Annotated in this window: 17 protein-coding genes; 4 read left to right on the top strand and 13 right to left on the bottom strand. The window is 72.9% G+C overall.

The genetic code is table 11. The features are described 5' to 3' along the window. Nucleotides 1–7: 7 nt before the first annotated feature. The 13 genes from ACLBXP_RS21985 to ACLBXP_RS21925 all read right to left on the bottom strand — a co-directional run bounded on the left by ACLBXP_RS21985 (nt 8) and on the right by ACLBXP_RS21925 (nt 10,100). The gene (locus tag ACLBXP_RS21985) at nt 8–505 is read right to left on the bottom strand and encodes a TadE/TadG family type IV pilus assembly protein (RefSeq protein WP_447669954.1); all 498 of its coding nucleotides are present in this window, start codon (nt 503–505) and stop codon (nt 8–10) included. Nucleotides 506–607: 102 nt separating this feature from the next. Next, nucleotides 608–1,234, bottom strand: coding sequence for an urease accessory protein UreG (gene ureG, locus ACLBXP_RS21980; protein ID WP_447669953.1), 627 nt, complete (start codon nt 1,232–1,234; stop codon nt 608–610). A gap of 13 nt (nt 1,235–1,247) precedes the next feature. Then, nucleotides 1,248–1,895, bottom strand: a complete 648-nt coding sequence (locus tag ACLBXP_RS21975; protein ID WP_447670002.1) for an urease accessory protein UreF — start codon at nt 1,893–1,895, stop codon at nt 1,248–1,250. Nucleotides 1,896–1,921: 26 nt separating this feature from the next. Then, on the bottom strand, nt 1,922–2,458 hold the full coding sequence (locus ACLBXP_RS21970; RefSeq protein WP_447669952.1) for an urease accessory protein UreE: 537 nt from the start codon (nt 2,456–2,458) through the stop codon (nt 1,922–1,924). After that, nucleotides 2,455–2,952 (bottom strand): DUF29 domain-containing protein, encoded by a 498-nt coding sequence (locus ACLBXP_RS21965; protein WP_447669951.1) that lies wholly within the window; start codon nt 2,950–2,952, stop codon nt 2,455–2,457. The genes ACLBXP_RS21970 and ACLBXP_RS21965 overlap by 4 nt, the downstream gene beginning before the upstream one ends. Next, nucleotides 2,952–3,410: a DUF29 domain-containing protein gene (locus ACLBXP_RS21960; protein ID WP_447669950.1), complete on the bottom strand. Its 459-nt coding sequence runs from the start codon at nt 3,408–3,410 to the stop codon at nt 2,952–2,954. Before ACLBXP_RS21960 ends, ACLBXP_RS21965 begins: the two co-directional genes overlap by 1 nt. 33 nt (nt 3,411–3,443) lie before the next feature. Beyond that, nucleotides 3,444–5,168 carry an urease subunit alpha gene (gene ureC / locus ACLBXP_RS21955; RefSeq protein ID WP_447669949.1) on the bottom strand — a complete coding sequence of 575 codons (1,725 nt, stop codon included), beginning with the start codon at nt 5,166–5,168 and terminating at the stop codon, nt 3,444–3,446. Then, a complete protein-coding gene (locus tag ACLBXP_RS21950; protein ID WP_447669948.1) occupies nt 5,168–5,788 on the bottom strand; it encodes an urease subunit gamma in 621 nt (206 codons plus the stop codon). The genes ureC and ACLBXP_RS21950 overlap by 1 nt, the downstream gene beginning before the upstream one ends. Before the next feature lie 96 nt (nt 5,789–5,884). Next, the gene (locus ACLBXP_RS21945; protein WP_447669947.1) at nt 5,885–6,277 is read right to left on the bottom strand and encodes a PIN-like domain-containing protein; all 393 of its coding nucleotides are present in this window, start codon (nt 6,275–6,277) and stop codon (nt 5,885–5,887) included. Beyond that, on the bottom strand, nt 6,274–6,987 hold the full coding sequence (locus ACLBXP_RS21940; RefSeq protein ID WP_447669946.1) for a hypothetical protein: 714 nt from the start codon (nt 6,985–6,987) through the stop codon (nt 6,274–6,276). The genes ACLBXP_RS21945 and ACLBXP_RS21940 overlap by 4 nt, the downstream gene beginning before the upstream one ends. A gap of 133 nt (nt 6,988–7,120) precedes the next feature. Beyond that, the gene (locus ACLBXP_RS21935; RefSeq protein WP_447669945.1) at nt 7,121–8,119 is read right to left on the bottom strand and encodes an urease accessory protein UreD; all 999 of its coding nucleotides are present in this window, start codon (nt 8,117–8,119) and stop codon (nt 7,121–7,123) included. Beyond that, nucleotides 8,116–9,069 (bottom strand): arginase, encoded by a 954-nt coding sequence (gene rocF / locus ACLBXP_RS21930; RefSeq protein ID WP_447669944.1) that lies wholly within the window; start codon nt 9,067–9,069, stop codon nt 8,116–8,118. The genes ACLBXP_RS21935 and rocF overlap by 4 nt, the downstream gene beginning before the upstream one ends. 101 nt (nt 9,070–9,170) lie before the next feature. Beyond that, entirely contained in the window at nt 9,171–10,100 is a 930-nt protein-coding gene (locus ACLBXP_RS21925; RefSeq protein WP_447669943.1) for an aminoglycoside phosphotransferase family protein, read from the bottom strand. 217 nt (nt 10,101–10,317) lie between these two features. Here ACLBXP_RS21925 and urtA point away from each other — a divergent pair, with 217 nt between their 5' ends. The 4 genes from urtA to urtD all read left to right on the top strand — a co-directional run bounded on the left by urtA (nt 10,318) and on the right by urtD (nt 15,496). Then, a complete protein-coding gene (urtA, locus tag ACLBXP_RS21920) occupies nt 10,318–11,643 on the top strand; it encodes an urea ABC transporter substrate-binding protein (RefSeq protein ID WP_447669942.1) in 1,326 nt (441 codons plus the stop codon). 285 nt (nt 11,644–11,928) lie between these two features. Next, the gene (urtB, locus tag ACLBXP_RS21915) at nt 11,929–13,533 is read left to right on the top strand and encodes an urea ABC transporter permease subunit UrtB (RefSeq protein WP_447669941.1); all 1,605 of its coding nucleotides are present in this window, start codon (nt 11,929–11,931) and stop codon (nt 13,531–13,533) included. Next, entirely contained in the window at nt 13,530–14,684 is a 1,155-nt protein-coding gene (gene urtC / locus ACLBXP_RS21910; protein WP_447669940.1) for an urea ABC transporter permease subunit UrtC, read from the top strand. Before urtB ends, urtC begins: the two co-directional genes overlap by 4 nt. Then, nucleotides 14,681–15,496 carry an urea ABC transporter ATP-binding protein UrtD gene (urtD, locus tag ACLBXP_RS21905; protein WP_447669939.1) on the top strand — a complete coding sequence of 272 codons (816 nt, stop codon included), beginning with the start codon at nt 14,681–14,683 and terminating at the stop codon, nt 15,494–15,496. The genes urtC and urtD overlap by 4 nt, the downstream gene beginning before the upstream one ends. Nucleotides 15,497–15,500: the final 4 nt, after the last annotated feature.

The raw sequence follows: 15,500 nt of genomic DNA, 5'->3' as shown, positions 1-15,500 counted from the left end.
CGCCCCGTCACAGGCCCCCCCTGCGCACGCTGATCGAGGACCGCATCAGGTCGGGCGGCATCGGCACCAGCCGGGCGAATCCGCCGAGCCCCAGCGCCGAGGCGTCGAAGCTCAGGGTCACCGTGTAGAGCGTGGCGTCGACCGGGTCCGACCCGACCTGGACGCCGATGCTGCCGGGGCGGAACATCGAGCCGGCGGCGAGGCTGACGCGGATCTGGCCCTGGGCTAGGGCGGCCCGCTCCTGGTCGGTCACGCCCGCCACGGAGGCCCGCGCCGCCTCCGCGGCGAGCTGGCGGAGGTTGTGGGCCGCGCCGAGGTAGATGCCGAACACCAGGATGCCCGCGAACAGCAGGAGCAGCACCGGCGCGAGCAGCGCGAACTCCACGGCCGAGGCCCCGCGCGGGCAGGCCGCGAGGGCCCGGACGACCTGCGGCGATCGCCCGGCGCGGACTCGGGCCCGGACGGGAACGCGCCGGCCGGACAGGGACGCGGACAGCCACCACATCGCACGGACCTCCCTTCCCAAGTTGTACACTTGAGGTCAATGCAACTTATGATGATGGTGGCGCCTTAAACCTTCCTTACTACCTTCGCCTACAGGTTGTATTCATTCGACGCCTCGGCCGAGGCCTCCGGCCGTCTCGATGAAGCGGGCCACGGTGTCCGCCCCGTCGCCCGCCCGCAGGGAGGCGAACACGTAGGGGCGTGCGCCCCGCATCCGCCGCGTATCCGCCTCCATCACCGACAGGTCGGCGCCGACGAGGGGCGCGAGGTCTGTCTTGTTCACGATGAGGAGGTCCGAGCGGGTGATGCCGGGGCCGCCCTTGCGGGGGATCTTCTCGCCGCCCGCCACGTCGATGACGTAGAGCGTGATGTCGGCGAGCTCCGGCGAGAAGGTCGCCGCGAGGTTGTCGCCGCCGGACTCGATCAGGATCACGTCGAGCCCGGGGAAGCGCCGGCGCATCTCGGCCACCGCCGCGAGGTTGATCGAGGCGTCCTCGCGGATCGCGGTGTGGGGGCAGCCTCCGGTCTCGACGCCGAGGATGCGCTCCTCCGGCAGCGCGCCGGCCACCGTCAGGATGCGGGCGTCCTCCTTCGTGTAGATGTCGTTGGTGATGGCGCAGATCTCGTAGCGGTCGCGCAGGCGCCGGCAGAGCTGCTCCATCAGGGCGGTCTTGCCGGATCCGACGGGTCCGCCGATGCCGACGCGCAGGGGGCCGTTCTGGGAGGTCATCGGGCGGGGATCCTCAGGAGCGGAAGATGCGGGAATACTGGGTCTCGTGCCGGAACGAGCCGAGGTCGAGGCGCAGGGTCGCCGAGCCGAGGTCGTCGAGGGTCGCGCCGTCGAAGCGGCCCGCGAGGGCGTCGAGCCGGGGCGCGAGGTCCGCCACAATCCGGGTGCCGGCGCTCTGGCCGACGGGCGCCACCCGGAGCGCCGCCGAGACGAGGTTCTGGACGAAGGCGAGGGCGTAGGCCGCGAGCGTCGGGGCGCGCGCGAGGCCGTGGGCGCCGGCCGCGGCCCCGACCGCGACCGGGTAGGCCACCGCCCCGTCGAGGCCCTGCGCGGCCGCCGAGAGGGCGGGGTGCGGCCAGGCGTGGAGCGTGGCGTCGAGGAAGCTGCGGCCCTGCTGGCTCGTCTCGAGGTGCAGCTCCCGCGACGGCGCGAGCGCCAGCGCGAGGTCGTTGAGGGCCACGAGCCCCGCCCGGTCGCCGGCGCAGCGGTGGGCGTGGGCGGCGAGGATGAGGTCGTTGCGCAGGGAGCCGCGCTCGGCGACGTCCGCGAGCCACGCCGCGAGACTCTCCGCGCCGGTGACGTCGCCCGCCTCCACGGCCCATTCGAGCCCGTGCGAGTAGGCGTAGGCGCCCACCGGATAGCCCGGCGAGAGCCACGCCATCAGGCGCAAGGCATCGGACACCGGCCTCAGCCGTGCCGGTGGGGGCGGCGGTCGTGCCCGTGGTCGTGCGCGTGACCATGGGCGTGGTCATGGGAGTGGGCATGGGAGTGGCCAGGGGAGTGGGCGTGACCGTCCGCGTAGGCGCCTCCCTCGGGCGCGAACGGGCGGAGCACCGGCTCGGCGCTGCCGCCCAGGCCCCGCACCATCGCGGCGAGCACGTGATCGTCGGCGATGTAGACGGCATCCGGCGCGATCTCGGCCGGGATGTGCCGGTTGCCGATGTGCCAGATCAGGCGCTTCAGGGCGTGCTCGTCCGCGGCCCGGATGGCGAGGAGGCGCTCGGGGGCCGCCTCGACCCAGACGAGGCGCCCGTCCTCCAGCACCAGGGCGTCGCCGTCCTGCAGCACCGCGGCCTCGGGCAGGTCGAGCAGGAAGGCGAGGCCGCCCGCGGCCCGCATCGCCATGCGGCGGCGGTGGCGGTCGCCGTGGTCGAGGACGATGCGGTCGACGATCTCGGCGGAGCCGATCCGGTCGCGGCGGAGGATGCGGGTGGCGCGGATCATGGGGAGCCGTCCTTCCACCAGCCCACACCGCGGATAGCATCGTCGCCGTAGGGATCGGGCATGTAGCCCACGCGCAGGATCTCCGCGTCGGTAAAGGGGCAGGCGGCCGGGAAGCTGTCGTCGGGCAGGTCGCTTTCCAGAACGGCCCGTGCCCTGGCCTCGGGATAGGCTGCGGCGATCACGACCGGAAGCCTCGGGACAAGGCCTGGATTCTCGGCGAGGATGGCCGCGATCCGGTACCGCTGGATGTTGATGCTCGCCGCCCACGATCCGTTGCGCAGATCGACCTGCTCGGCCCAGCGCAGCAGGGCGGTGAGGACGATGCCGAGATGGGCCCGCAGCGCCTGCCGGCGCTCCGCCGCGAGCTCGCCGATGAGGCCCGACAGCCGTTCATGATCGAGGTCGCCGAAGCGTCCGTCTCGCAGGGCGAGCGCCTGCGCCTCGTACCAGGCCGTCAGGTCGGTCGCGAACAGGTCGTTGCGGATGTGTTCCATCAGGGGACGAAATCCGGATCGAGGATCTGCGCCAGGGTGAAGGGCGGATCGGCCGGCAACCGATCCTCGGCGAGGCCGGTCTCCTGCGCGGCGCGTCGAACCGCGTCCCGGTAGGTCTCGACGAGGATCGCCTCCGGGTAGCCGCGCAGGCTTGGACTCCGGTCGAGGAGCCGCCCGATCTCGCGGCGCTGATTGCGCAAGGTGATCCGCCAACTCCGCGTCGCCCGCTCGGGCTGGCAGAGGAACTTGAGCAGATGGATGATCAGCACGCGCAGGTGCGTTTCGACCGCCGCGCGCTGGCTCCGTCCCAAGGTCTCGATCTCCGCGATCAGGTTGGCGATGTCGAAGGCTGCCGTATCGCGGGCGGCCAGGGCCCGCGCCTGCCGCTGCGCCCAGGCATGGAAATCCCGCTCGTACAGGTCGTGCGCATCCGGCGGCTTCAGCGCGGCCTTCGTCATCGCGGGCCTCTCATCCTCGACCCCGATCCTACCTCAGAACAGGAAGTAGCGCTGCGCCATCGGCAGCACCTCGGCGGGCTCGCAGACGAGGAGCTCGCCGTCGGCGCGCACGTCGTAGGTCTCCGGGTCGACCTCGATCACCGGGGTGGCGTCGTTGAGGATCATGCTCTTCTTCGAGATGCCGCCGCGCACGTTCTCGACCGCGACCAGCGTCTTCCCGAGGCCGAGCCGCTCCGCGATCCCGTCCTCGAGCGCGGCCTTCGACACGAAGGTGAGCGCCGTGGCCTGGGGCGCGCGGCCGTGGGCGCCGAACATCGGGCGGTAGTGCACGGGCTGGGGCGTCGGGATCGAGGCGTTGGGGTCGCCCATCGGGGCCACCGCGATCATGCCGCCCTTCAGCACGAGGTCGGGCTTCACGCCGAAGAAGGCCGGCGACCACAGCACGAGGTCGGCGAGCTTGCCCGCCTCCACGGAGCCGATGTGGCGGGAGACGCCGTGCGCGATCGCCGGGTTGATCGTGTACTTGGCCACGTAGCGGCGGGCCCGCAGGTTGTCGGTGCCGGAGGCGTCGCCGGGCAGGGCGCCGCGCTGGCGCTTCATCTTGTCGGCGGTCTGCCAAGTGCGGATCACCACCTCGCCGACCCGGCCCATCGCCTGGCTGTCGGAGGACATCATCGAGAGGGCGCCGAGGTCGTGCAGGATGTCCTCGGCCGCGATGGTCTCCTTGCGGATGCGGCTCTCCGCGAAGGCGAGGTCCTCGGGGATCGCGGGGTCGAGGTGGTGGCACACCATGAGCATGTCGAGGTGCTCGTCGATGGTGTTGCGCGTGAACGGCCGCGTCGGGTTGGTGGAGGAGGGCAGCACGTTCGGCAGGCCCGCCACCTTGATGATGTCGGGCGCGTGGCCGCCGCCCGCGCCCTCGGTGTGGAAGGCGTGGATGGTGCGGCCCCGGAAGGCCGCGATGGTGTCCTCCACGAAGCCCGACTCGTTGAGCGTGTCGGTGTGGATCATGACCTGGATGTCGTGGGCGTCCGCCACGGTGAGGCAGGTGTCGATGGCGGCCGGCGTCGTGCCCCAGTCCTCGTGGAGCTTGAGCGCGCAGGCGCCGGCGCGGATCATCTCGACGAGGGCCTCGGGCCGCGAGGCGTTGCCCTTGCCCGCGAAGGCGAGGTTCATCGGCAAGCCATCGACCGCACGGAGCATCTGGCCGATGTGCCACGGGCCCGGCGTGCAGGTGGTCGCGAAGGTGCCGTGCGCAGGCCCCGTGCCGCCGCCCAGCATGGTGGTGATCCCCGAGGCCAGGGCCTCCTCGACCTGTTGCGGGCAGATGAAGTGGATGTGGCTGTCGAAGCCCCCCGCGGTGAGGATCTTGCCCTCGCCCGCGATCACCTCGGTGCCGGGCCCGACCACGATGTCGACGCCCGGCTGGATGTCCGGGTTGCCGGCCTTGCCGATGCGGTGGATGCGGCCCGCCACGAGGCCGACATCGCCCTTCACGACGCCCCAATGGTCGAGGATGACGGCGTTGGTGATGACCGTGTCGACGGCGCCCGCCGCGTTCGTGACCTGGGACTGGCCCATGCCGTCGCGGATCACCTTGCCGCCGCCGAACTTCACCTCCTCGCCGTAGGTCGTGAGATCGCGTTCGACGGTGATCCAGAGGTCGGTGTCGGCGAGCCGGACGCGGTCGCCCGTGGTCGGCCCGAACATGTCCGCGTAGGCGGCGCGCGGCAGGGAGGCGGGGGGCGGGAGCGCCATCAGAGCTTGCCCATCACGTCGCCGCGGAAGCCGTAGACCGCGCGCCCGCCCGACAGCGGCACCAGGACGACCTCCCGGGTCGAGCCGGGCTCGAAGCGCACCGCGGTGCCGGGCGCGATGTCGAGGCGCTGGCCGCGGGCCTGGGCGCGGTCGAAGCTGAGGCCCGGATTGACCTCGAAGAAGTGGTAGTGCGAGCCGACCTGGATCGGCCGGTCGCCGGTGTTGGCCACGCTGATCACGGTGCGGGGGCGGTCCGCATTGAACACGATCTCGCCGGGCAGCGCCTCGACGGCGCCCGGCACGGCCGGGGAGGGGGCGCCGCGGATCGGGTGGTGGACGGTGACGAGCTTCGTGCCGTCCGGGAAGGTCGCCTCGACCTGGATGTCGTGGATCATCTCGGCGACCCCCTCCATCACCTGGGAGGCGTCGAGCACCTGCGCGCCCGCCCGCATGAGCTCGGCGACGCTGCGCCCGTCCCGCGCGCCCTCCACCACGCAGTCGGTGATCAGCGCCACGGCCTCCGGATGGTTGAGCTTCACGCCCCGGGCGAGCCGGTTGCGGGCGACCATCGCGGCCATGGCGACGAGGAGCTTGTCCTTCTCGCGGGGGGTGAGGAGCATGGCAGGGGCCTTTCGGGGTTCGCGCCGCCGGGAGCAAGGATCATGCTGGGGGCCGGGGTCAAGGCCGGCCTCGCCGGGCGCACGGCGCGATGTCCGTCAGAGAGTGCCGATCCGGGTGCTCGTCATCGGCAGCTCGAACATCGCCCCGGGGGCGGCGCGCGACGCGAAGGTCTCGATCGCGGGCCAGAGGGCCAGGATACGCTCCGCCTTCTTCACCAGGGGCGCCTTGTTGAGCCCGGCAGAGAGGAAGAATCCGATCAGCCGCGATGCTTTGAAGGCCTGGAATTCCGCCCGCTTCCGGCGAATGCCCCGATCGCCGGAGAGCACGATCCAATTGCCCTCCTGGCCCAGCTCCGGAATCCAGGTCAGGTCCGTCACGCCCGGCCCGTAGCGGTCGCGCAGGTGGACGATCGTGTGCTCGCCCGCGAACAGGGCGTCGAGGGCACGGGCGAGGGCAGGCGGCAGGTTCTCGTCGACGACGATTTTCACGCCGCCCTCAGCCCCTCCTCGAAGCGCACGGCGTCTCGCACCGCCGGAACGGCCACCGCGTAGAGGCGCGCGACGCGCTCGACGGAGCCCTCGGCCCGGACGGCGTCGGCCAGCGCGACGGTCGGGACGCCGCTATCGGCGGCGATCGGCTGACCGAAGGCGCGCAACGGATCCAGAACGATCGTGCTCCTGCCCTGGTAGGGGCGCCATCGGCTGACCACCTCCGCGTCGAGGTCGAGGTCGCGAAAGGTCCGCTCGATCACCGTGCGGATGACGAACTGCCCGCGCTTCAGGTCGAGCAGCTCGGTCTCGCCGGCCTCGGTCAGGCTCTGCAGGAACAGGGTGCGCCCGTCCGTCCTGAAGCGGCGCGTCGAGAAGGGGCGAGGATCGTGGATCTCCGCGCGGGCGCGCTCCAGGCAGGCACGGACGATCCGCAGGTCGACGCCCTCCGCGACGAAGCCGTGCACGAAGCGCAGCTCGATCAGATCCCGGAAGCCGAGTTCGAGGCGATCCCCGTTCGCGGGCAGCTCGGGGGTCCAGAGCGGCGGCATCGTCGCGATCCGCTCGCCGGACGTGAGGCTGTAGCCGCCGAGCCAGCGCCGGATGGTGAGCGGGCGCATCCGCAGGAGGCGTGCCGCTTCCGGGACGGTGTAGTAGCCGATCCCGAGGGGCGGCGCCTCCTGGGCGCGCGATCTGACATGCTGAAGCATCGGCCAGAGCCTACGCCGGGGGGCCGGCGCACCGCCATCGAAATCGCAAGTCCCGGCAGGTTCGGACTGCTCATCGCCCTCGGTCGATTCCGCGAGGAGAGCGTGGATGGGACGCACAGGCCGAGAGGGCCCCTCACCCCTGCCAGACCCGCGGCAGCGGCACGCCCCGGTAGCCGACCAGGAACCGCGCCGCCGCGACTCGCAGCATCCCGATGGTCGGGGCCAGGAGGCGCACGGCGAGGTGGCCGTTCCAGGCGCTGGCGGCGGCCTCCACCGGGGTTCCGGCGATGATCGCGTCGAGCCGGGCGCGGGCCTCCTCCAGGCGGCCCTCGGCCTCCGGCGAGACGTCGAGGAGGAGCGCCGTGGCGCCCGCGCCGCCGCCCACCGCCGCGCCGGCCATGAGCGCCGTGACGGGCCCCTCGACGCGCAGGTCGTCCGCGTAGACGAGGCGGCCGGCGCGGCGGATGCGCCAGGTGTCGTGGAGGTGGGCGTCCGTCAGGCGCTCGCCGTGGGCGGCGCGGCCGAGGGCGATGGCCTCGAAGGCGAGGAGGCGCGCCCCCGGGGCGAGGTCGGCCTCGAAGCGCCGGGCGAGCCGGGCGCGGTCGTACAGGATCGTCTCCTGCGGCAGCCAGGCGAGGCGGGCGTCGCCCCGCAGGTCGACCCGCGTCGCAAGGGTGCTCACCGGCCCGTCGGAGCGGTAGATCTTCTCCGCCGCCGTGGTGGTGAGGACGAGGCGGCTGCCGGCCTCGGCGGTCAGGGAGACCGAGAAGGCATCCCCGCACGCCACGCCGCCCGCGGTGTTGACGAGCACCGCCTCCAGGGCGGTCGCACCCGGTCCGGGTCGCGGGAAGCGCAGGCGGCTCGGGCCGGACTCGGCGAGGTCGCGGATGCGCGTCGGCGCGGCAGCACCGGCTTCGGTCGGCGCAGGAGCGCTGCCCACAGATGAGGCATTGGCGCCGGATTGGGCAGCAACGCCGGCCGGACCGACCGTGAGGGCCACGTGCCCGATGGAACGCTGGCGGGCGGGCGATGCCGCGTTCCCAGGCGTCGCGAGCGCCGGGCCCGGCTCGGTCGCGATGGCGGCCCCGCTCTGCGCAGGGGCGGACGAACGGGCGGGTCCCGCGTCGGTCATCCGCGGCCCCGCGGCTCGTGGCTCGGCACCGCCTCGATGACGGGGGTCGGACGGTCGAGGATGCGGCGCCCGAACAGGCTCGCCACCAGCTCCACGAGGACGCGGGCGCTGCGGCCGCGCTCGTCCAGGAAGGGGTTCAGCTCCACCACGTCGAGGGAGGTGACGAGGCCGGAATCGTGCAGCATCTCCATGATGAGGTGCGCCTCCCGGAAGGTGGCGCCGCCCGGCACGGTGGTGCCGACGCCCGGCGCCAGGGCGGGGTCGAGGAAATCCACGTCGAGGCTGACGTGGAGGTGGGCGCCCGCCGCGCCGACGCCCTCGAGGATGCGCCGCAGCGGCGCGACGACGCCGAACTCGTCGATGGCGCGCATGTCGGTGACGTCGACGCGCCGCGCCGCCACCAGGGCGCGCTCGCCGGCATCGATGGAGCGCAGGCCGAACAGGTGCAGGCGCGACGGGTCGAGGCGGGGGCGGCCGGGGTCGGCGAACAGGTCCTCGAAGCCGGGCTCGCCGCAGAGCGCGGCCAGCGGCATGCCGTGGAGGTTGCCGGAGGGCGAGGTCTCCAGGGTGTTGAAATCCGCGTGCGCGTCGAGCCAGAGCACCGAGAGGGGGCGCCCGGCCGCCCGGGCATGGCGGAGCGCCCCGTCCACCGATCCGAGGGAGAGGCTGTGGTCGCCCCCCGCGACCAGGGGCAGGGCGCCGCGCGAGAAGGCCGCCGCCACGGCCGCCGAGAGGCTGCGGCTCCAGGCGGCGACGGCGGGAAGGCCCCGCGCCGTGGCCGGGCCGTCCGGCACCGCGTCGCCGCAATCCTCCACGGCGTGCCCGAGGTCGCGCAGGGTGCGCACGAGCCCGGCGGTGCGCAGGGCGGCCGGTCCCATCAGGGCGCCGGGCTCGCTGGTGCCGACCTCGATGGGCGCGCCGATGATCGCGATGCGGCTCGTCTCGTCCATCCGCCGGCCTCCGGTTCGCGGACCCGGGCGCGCCGCGGGTCACCGCGCCGGGATAGAGCATTTCGGACGGGCGCGGGAAGGTCGGCGGCGCGGGCGCGCCCTCAGGGCAGGAAGCCGTCGAAGGCCGCGAGGTCGGAAAGGGCGGCGGCGAAGCCGGGCCACAGGCCGAGGCTGGCGGCGAGGCCGGCGGCGGGCGTCGCGGAGCCGCGGGGTGCGGCGAGGCGGTCGGCCTCGGCGCGCACCGCCGCCTCGCTCTCGGCGGGCTGCCCGGCGAGGCGGGCGGCCAGGAAGGGCAGGCGCCAGGCCGACACCTCCGCCGCGAAGGCCCGCAGCGGCAGGCCGGCGGCGGCCGCGTAGCGCCAGGCGTACCAGCCGGCCGCGAGGTCGCGGGCGGCTCCGCTCGCCGAGAAGCGGCCGACCTCGTCCCCCGTCCGGCCGCGCCGGATCATCAGCACCGTGCGGGCGACGTCGGCGGCCGGGGGACCGGCCATCGCCTTCTGCCAGTCGATCACGCGCGGGCCGTCCGCGGTCCAGATCACGTTGTCCGGGTGGAGGTCGCCGTGGCAGAGGGCCTGTCCGCGCGGCCGGCGCGCCAGCGCGTCGAGGGCCGCGGCGCGGGTCGCCTCCGACAGCCGGGCGCGGGCGATCTCGCGGGCGAGGGCGTCGTGCAGGTCCGGCAGGCCGTCGGCCGGGCAGGCGTGGATGCGGGCCTGCAGCCGGGCGAGGTCCGCGAGCGCCCCGACGAGCGCAAGGGGCCGCCCCGCATGGGCGCGCAGCAGGGTCGGCCCGGGCACGTGCTCGAACAGGATGCCGCTGCGCCCGTCCCGCTCGACCCGCGCCAGGGCGCGCGCCACCGGCAGCCCGAAGGCCGCGGCGCGCTCGACCGCCTGGAACTCGGCCGCGATGGCGGCCGGGTCCGAGCCCGCGCGGTAGAGCTTCAGCACCCGGTCCGGCCCCTCGAGGAAGACCTCGGAGCTGCGGCCGTGGCCGAGGCGCTGCGGCCCCGCGGCCGCCCCTGAATCCATGGCCATGGAAACGTGCTTCCCACCGGCCCCCGTCCACGATCCATAGCCGGCACCGCTCGGCCTGTCAGGACGGATCCGCCGGACCGGCGCGCGATCTCCCGCCCCGGTGGCGGATTTGCATCGCCTGCAACGTGGAGGTGAGCGACAGATCCGGGGGTACGTGCCCGCTTTCCTGGCACATCCGTTGCGAGGGCCTGCTCGATAAGAAGGCAGGGACACTGCGATGACGATCTGGACACGGTGGGCCAAGGACTGGACCAGGGAGACGGTGCGGGGCGCGGCCCGCGCCGGCGCCCTCGCGGGGGGCCTGGCGCTCGCGAGCCTCGGGGCCGGCGCCGCGCAGGCGCAGGAGACCATCAAGGTCGGCATCCTGCACTCGCTCTCGGGCACGATGGCGATCTCCGAGACGACCCTGAAGGACGTGATGCTGATGCTGATCGCCGAGCAGAACGCCAAGGGCGGCGTGCTCGGCAAGAAGCTCGAGCCCGTGGTGGTGGACCCCGCCTCGAACTGGCCGCTCTTCGCCGAGAAGGCCCGCGAGCTCATCGCCAAGGACAAGGTCGCGGCGGTGTTCGGCTGCTGGACCAGCGTCTCGCGCAAGTCCGTGCTGCCGGTGTTCAAGGAGCTCGACTCGATCCTGTTCTACCCCGTCCAGTACGAGGGCGAGGAGAGCGAGCGGAACGTGTTCTACACGGGCGCCGCCCCGAACCAGCAGGCGATCCCGGCCGTCGACTACCTGATGAAGGAGGAGAAGGTCGAGCGCTGGGTGCTGGAGGGGACGGACTACGTCTACCCGCGCACCACCAACAAGATCCTCGAGGCCTACCTGAAGGCCAAGGGCGTGAAGCCCGAGGACATCTCGATCAACTACACGCCCTTCGGCCAGGCCGACTGGCAGACCCGCGTCGCCGCCATCAAGAGCTTCGGCACGGCGGGCAAGAAGACCGCCGTCGTCTCGACCGTCAACGGCGACGCCAACGTGCCGTTCTACAAGGAGCTCGCCAACCAGGGCGTGAAGGCCACCGACATCCCCGTGGTCGCCTTCTCGGTGGGCGAGGAGGAGCTCGCCGGCATCGACACCAAGCCGCTCCTCGGCCACCTCGCGGCGTGGAACTACTTCATGTCGATCGACACGCCGGAGAACAAGGCCTTCATCGAGAAGTGGCAGGCCTTCAAGAAGAACCCCAAGGCCGTCACCAACGACCCCATGGAGGCCCACTACATCGGCTTCAACATGTGGGTGAAGGCCGTCGAGAAGGCTGGCAGCACCGCTCCCGACAAGGTCATCGCCGCGCTGCCGGGCACCGAGCAAAAGAACCTCACCGGCGGCACCGCCGTGATGCTCGCCAACCACCACATCACGAAGCCGGTCTTCATCGGCGAGATCAAGGAGGGCGGCCAATTCGACGTGGTCTTCAAGACCGACGAGCTGATCCCCGGCGAGGCGTGGTCGAAGCAGCTCGACGGCTCGAAGGATCTCGAGGCCGACTGGGTGAAGCTCAACTGCGGCAACTACAACACCAAGACCAAGAAGTGCGGCGGCGCCTGAGCCTCCATCCGGCCGGGGCGGCCTCCTTCGACGGGCCGTCCCGCCGCTCGACCTCATCCTGAGACGACCGATCGGCGGTCCTCGGAGGAGGCTTCCGGACCCCGCGCGATCCCGGGAGGCCTCCTTCGAGGCTGCGCTTCGCTCCGCACCTCAGGAGAGGTTGCGGGTGGGGGCAATCCGGCGCCCCGCCGATCTTACCCGCGCACCTCATCCTGAGGTGCCCCCGCAGGGGGCCTCGAAGGAGGCCTCCAGAGCCCGCCGCGCTCCCTGGAGCCCGCCTTCGCGATGACCCGCCTCCTCGTCATCCTCCTATGCCTCCTCGCCGGCCCGGCCCGCGCGCAGCAGGAGCCCGCCGCGGACGCCGCCTACGCGCGGCTCGCGAGCGACAGCTACGCCGACATCGAGGCCGGCATCGCCGCCCTCGCGGCGAGCGGAGAGCCCCGCGCCGGGGCGGTGATCCGCGCGCTCGGCGAGGGCCGCCTGCTCTTTCGCCCGTCCGACCGGGCGCTGTTCGTCAAGGAGGGCGCCGGCCTCACGGAGGCCCGCACCGGCGCCCCCGCGGCGGCGAACGGCGCATCCGCGGCGGCAGAGGGGCTGAAGCCCGTGCGCCTCAACAACAAGGTCCGCCGGGGGATCGATGCCGCCCTCGGAACCCTCAACCTCGCGAGCCCGGATGCGGGGCGGCGCCGCGAGGCCGCCGACGCGGTGTTCAAGGCGCGCGACGCGGCGGCCCTCCCGGCCCTCGACGCGGCGCTGGGGCGCGAGCGCGACGGCCGCATCCGCCAGGCGCTGGCCGAGGCCCGCGCGGCGGTGATCCTGGGCCAGGCCGGCGCGCCGGAGGCGGAGCGCATCGCCGCCGCCCAGGCGATCGCGGCCCGCGGCGACGGCGACGCGCTGGGGCTGCTGCGGGGCCTCGCGGCCGACCCGAGCGAGGGCGTGCGGGCGGCCGCCGCCCGGGGCGTCTCGGCGATCGAGACCCGCCTCGCGCTGATCGGCGCCGCCCAGAACGTCTGGTACGGCATCTCGCTGGGCTCGGTGCTGCTGCTCGCCGCCATCGGGCTCGCCATCACCTTCGGGGTGATGGGGGTGATCAACATGGCGCACGGCGAGATGGTGATGCTCGGCGCCTACACGACCTACCTCGTGCAGGGGCTGTTTCGCACCCACGCGCCGGGGGCCCTCGACGCCTCCCTGGCGGTGGCGCTGCCCGCGGCGTTCCTGGTGGCCGGCGCGGTCGGCGTCGCGATCGAGCGCGGGGTCATCCGCTTCCTCTACGGGCGCCCGCTCGAGACCCTGCTCGCCACCTTCGGGGTCTCCCTGGTGCTGCAGCAGGGGGTCCGCTCGCTGTTCGGCCCCACCAACCGCGAGGTCTCGGCGCCGGGCTTCATGACCGGCGCCTTCGACCTCGCCGGCCTCTCGATCACCTGGGGCCGCCTCTGGATCGTGGCGTTCTCGGCCGTCGTCTTCCTCGGCCTGCTGTTCGTACTGCGCAAGACCTCGTTCGGGCTGAAGACCCGGGCGGTGACGCAGAACCGGCGCATGGCCGCCGCCATGGGCATCCGGACGCCCTGGGTCGACGCGCTCACCTTCGGCCTCGGCTCCGGCATCGCGGGGGTCGCGGGCGTCGCGCTCTCGCAGATCGACAACGTCTCGCCGAACCTCGGCCAGGGCTACATCATCGACTCGTTCCTCGTCGTGGTGTTCGGCGGCGTCGGCAACCTGTGGGGCACGCTGGTGGCGGCGCTGACGCTCGGCGTCGCCAACAAGCTGTTCGAGCCGTATTTCGGCGCCGTGCTCGCCAAGATCGGGCTCCTCGTCTTCATCATCCTGTTCATCCAGAAGCGCCCGCGCGGCCTGTTCGCGCTCAAGGGCCGGGCGGTGGAATCGTGACGGACCCCCGCAGCCTCATCGACCTCAAGGGCTGGATCTTCCTCGGGGCGCTCGCCCTGTTCGCGGCCCTGGTCCCGGCCCTGAACCTGCTCGTGCCGGACGGCTCCGCCCTGCACCTGCCGACCTACCTCGTCTCGCTGTTCGGCAAGTACCTCGCCTACGCGCTGCTGGCGCTCAGCCTCGACCTCGTCTGGGGCTATTGCGGCATCCTCAGCCTCGGGCACGGCGCCTTCTTCGGCCTCGGCGGCTACGCCATGGGCATGTACCTGATGCGCCAGATCGGGCCCCGCGGCGTCTACGGCAACCCGGTGCTGCCCGACTTCATGGTGTTCCTGAACTACAAGGAGCTGCCCTGGTACTGGCAGGGCTTCGACCACTTCCCCGTCGCGGCCCTGATGGTGCTGCTCGTGCCCGGGCTCCTCGCCTTCCTGTTCGGCTGGCTCGCCTTCCGCTCGCGGGTGACCGGCGTCTACCTGTCGATCATCACGCAGGCGCTGACCTTCGCGCTGATGCTCGCCTTCTTCCGCAACGACATGGGGCTCGGGGGCAACAACGGCCTCACCGACTTCAAGGACATCCTCGGCTTCCCCGTGCAGGCGCAGGGCACCCGCGTGGCGCTGTTCGCGCTGACCGCCCTCGCGCTGGCGCTCGGCTACCTCGTGGCCCGGGCCATGACGGTCTCGGCCTACGGCAAGATCCTGATCGCGGTGCGGGACGCGGAATCGCGCACGCGCTTCCTCGGCTACCGGCCGGAGCACTTCAAGACGCTGGCCTTCACGGTCTCGGGGATGATGGCGGGGGTGGCCGGCGCCCTCTACGTGCCGCAGGTCGGCATCATCAACCCGTCCGAGTTCGCCCCCACCAACTCCATCGAGGCGGTGGTCTGGGTGGCGGTGGGCGGGCGCGGCACCCTGGTGGGCGCGGCGCTGGGGGCCGTCCTCGTCAACTACGCCAAGACGGTGCTCACCGGCGCGCTGCCGGATGCCTGGCTGTTCGCGCTCGGCGCCCTGTTCATCGTCGTCACCCTGTTCCTGCCCAAGGGCATCGTCGGCACCCTGGTGGAGCGGTTCGGCAGCCGGCGCGCCGCCGCCAGGCTGCCGCCGGAGCCCGAGATCGCGGGCAAGCTCGCCGAGGAGGGCCGCGGCTCATGAGCGACGCCGACCTCCTCGCGCCGCCCCCCGTCGCCGGGGCCAAGCCCGCGCAGCTCCAGTCCGAGCGCCGCCTGACCCAGGCGCTGCTCTACCTCGATGACCTGCGCGTCACCTTCGACGGCTACAAGGCCCTGCGCGGCCTCTCGCTGACCCTCGGGCGGGGCGAGATGCGGGCGATCATCGGCCCGAACGGCGCCGGCAAGACCACGATGATGGACTGCATCACCGGCAAGACGCGGCCCGACACCGGCGCCGCGGTGTTCGACGGGGTGCACGACCTGACCCGCCTCGACGAGCCGGCCATCGCCGACCTCGGCATCGGCCGGAAGTTCCAGAAGCCCACGGTGTTCGAGAGCCACACGCTGGCCGACAACATCCTGCTCGCCCTGAAGGGCCCCCGCGCGGCCGTCGCCTCCCTGTTCGGCTGGCGCAACCGGGTGGCGGCCGAGCGGGTCGACGCGCTCCTCGCCCGGGTCGGCCTGCTGCCCCATCGGGCCCGCCCCGCGGCCGACCTCAGCCACGGCCAGAAGCAGTGGCTGGAGATCGGCATGCTCCTCGCCCAGGACCCGAAGCTGCTCCTCGTGGACGAGCCCGTCGCCGGCATGACCGACGCCGAGACGGAGGCCACCGCGACGCTGCTGCGCGAGATCGCCCGCGACCACGCCGTCGTGGTGGTGGAGCACGACATGCACTTCGTCCGCGCCCTGCAATGCCGCGTCACCTGCCTGCACGAGGGCGCGGTGCTGGCCGAGGGCTCGATCGACGCCGTCTCCTCCGACCCGCGGGTCGTCGAGGTCTACCTGGGCCGCTGAAAAC

It is taken from the genome of Methylobacterium sp. A54F (assembly GCF_053346035.1).
The sequence above is the reverse complement of the archived record's forward strand: the minus strand, read 5'-3'. Positions and strand labels throughout refer to the sequence as shown.

Bases quoted from the DNA above. Each gene is read 5' to 3' on its own strand.
- ACLBXP_RS21970 (WP_447669952.1), bottom strand. From the start codon at position 2,458: ATGATCCGCGCCACCCGCATCCTCCGCCGCGACCGGATCGGCTCCGCC.
- ACLBXP_RS21960 (WP_447669950.1), bottom strand. From the start codon at position 3,410: ATGACGAAGGCCGCGCTGAAGCCGCCGGATGCGCACGACCTGTACGAG.
- ureG (WP_447669953.1), bottom strand. From the start codon at position 1,234: ATGACCTCCCAGAACGGCCCCCTGCGCGTCGGCATCGGCGGACCCGTC.
- ACLBXP_RS21975 (WP_447670002.1), bottom strand. From the start codon at position 1,895: ATGGCGTGGCTCTCGCCGGGCTATCCGGTGGGCGCCTACGCCTACTCG.
- ACLBXP_RS21925 (WP_447669943.1), bottom strand. From the start codon at position 10,100: ATGGCCATGGATTCAGGGGCGGCCGCGGGGCCGCAGCGCCTCGGCCAC.
- ACLBXP_RS21965 (WP_447669951.1), bottom strand. From the start codon at position 2,952: ATGGAACACATCCGCAACGACCTGTTCGCGACCGACCTGACGGCCTGG.
- urtB (WP_447669941.1), top strand. From the start codon at position 11,929: ATGACCCGCCTCCTCGTCATCCTCCTATGCCTCCTCGCCGGCCCGGCC.
- ACLBXP_RS21950 (WP_447669948.1), bottom strand. From the start codon at position 5,788: ATGCTCCTCACCCCCCGCGAGAAGGACAAGCTCCTCGTCGCCATGGCC.
- ACLBXP_RS21940 (WP_447669946.1), bottom strand. From the start codon at position 6,987: ATGCTTCAGCATGTCAGATCGCGCGCCCAGGAGGCGCCGCCCCTCGGG.
- ureC (WP_447669949.1), bottom strand. From the start codon at position 5,168: ATGGCGCTCCCGCCCCCCGCCTCCCTGCCGCGCGCCGCCTACGCGGAC.
- urtA (WP_447669942.1), top strand. From the start codon at position 10,318: ATGACGATCTGGACACGGTGGGCCAAGGACTGGACCAGGGAGACGGTG.
- rocF (WP_447669944.1), bottom strand. From the start codon at position 9,069: ATGGACGAGACGAGCCGCATCGCGATCATCGGCGCGCCCATCGAGGTC.
- urtD (WP_447669939.1), top strand. From the start codon at position 14,681: ATGAGCGACGCCGACCTCCTCGCGCCGCCCCCCGTCGCCGGGGCCAAG.
- ACLBXP_RS21985 (WP_447669954.1), bottom strand. From the start codon at position 505: ATGTGGTGGCTGTCCGCGTCCCTGTCCGGCCGGCGCGTTCCCGTCCGG.
- ACLBXP_RS21935 (WP_447669945.1), bottom strand. From the start codon at position 8,119: ATGACCGACGCGGGACCCGCCCGTTCGTCCGCCCCTGCGCAGAGCGGG.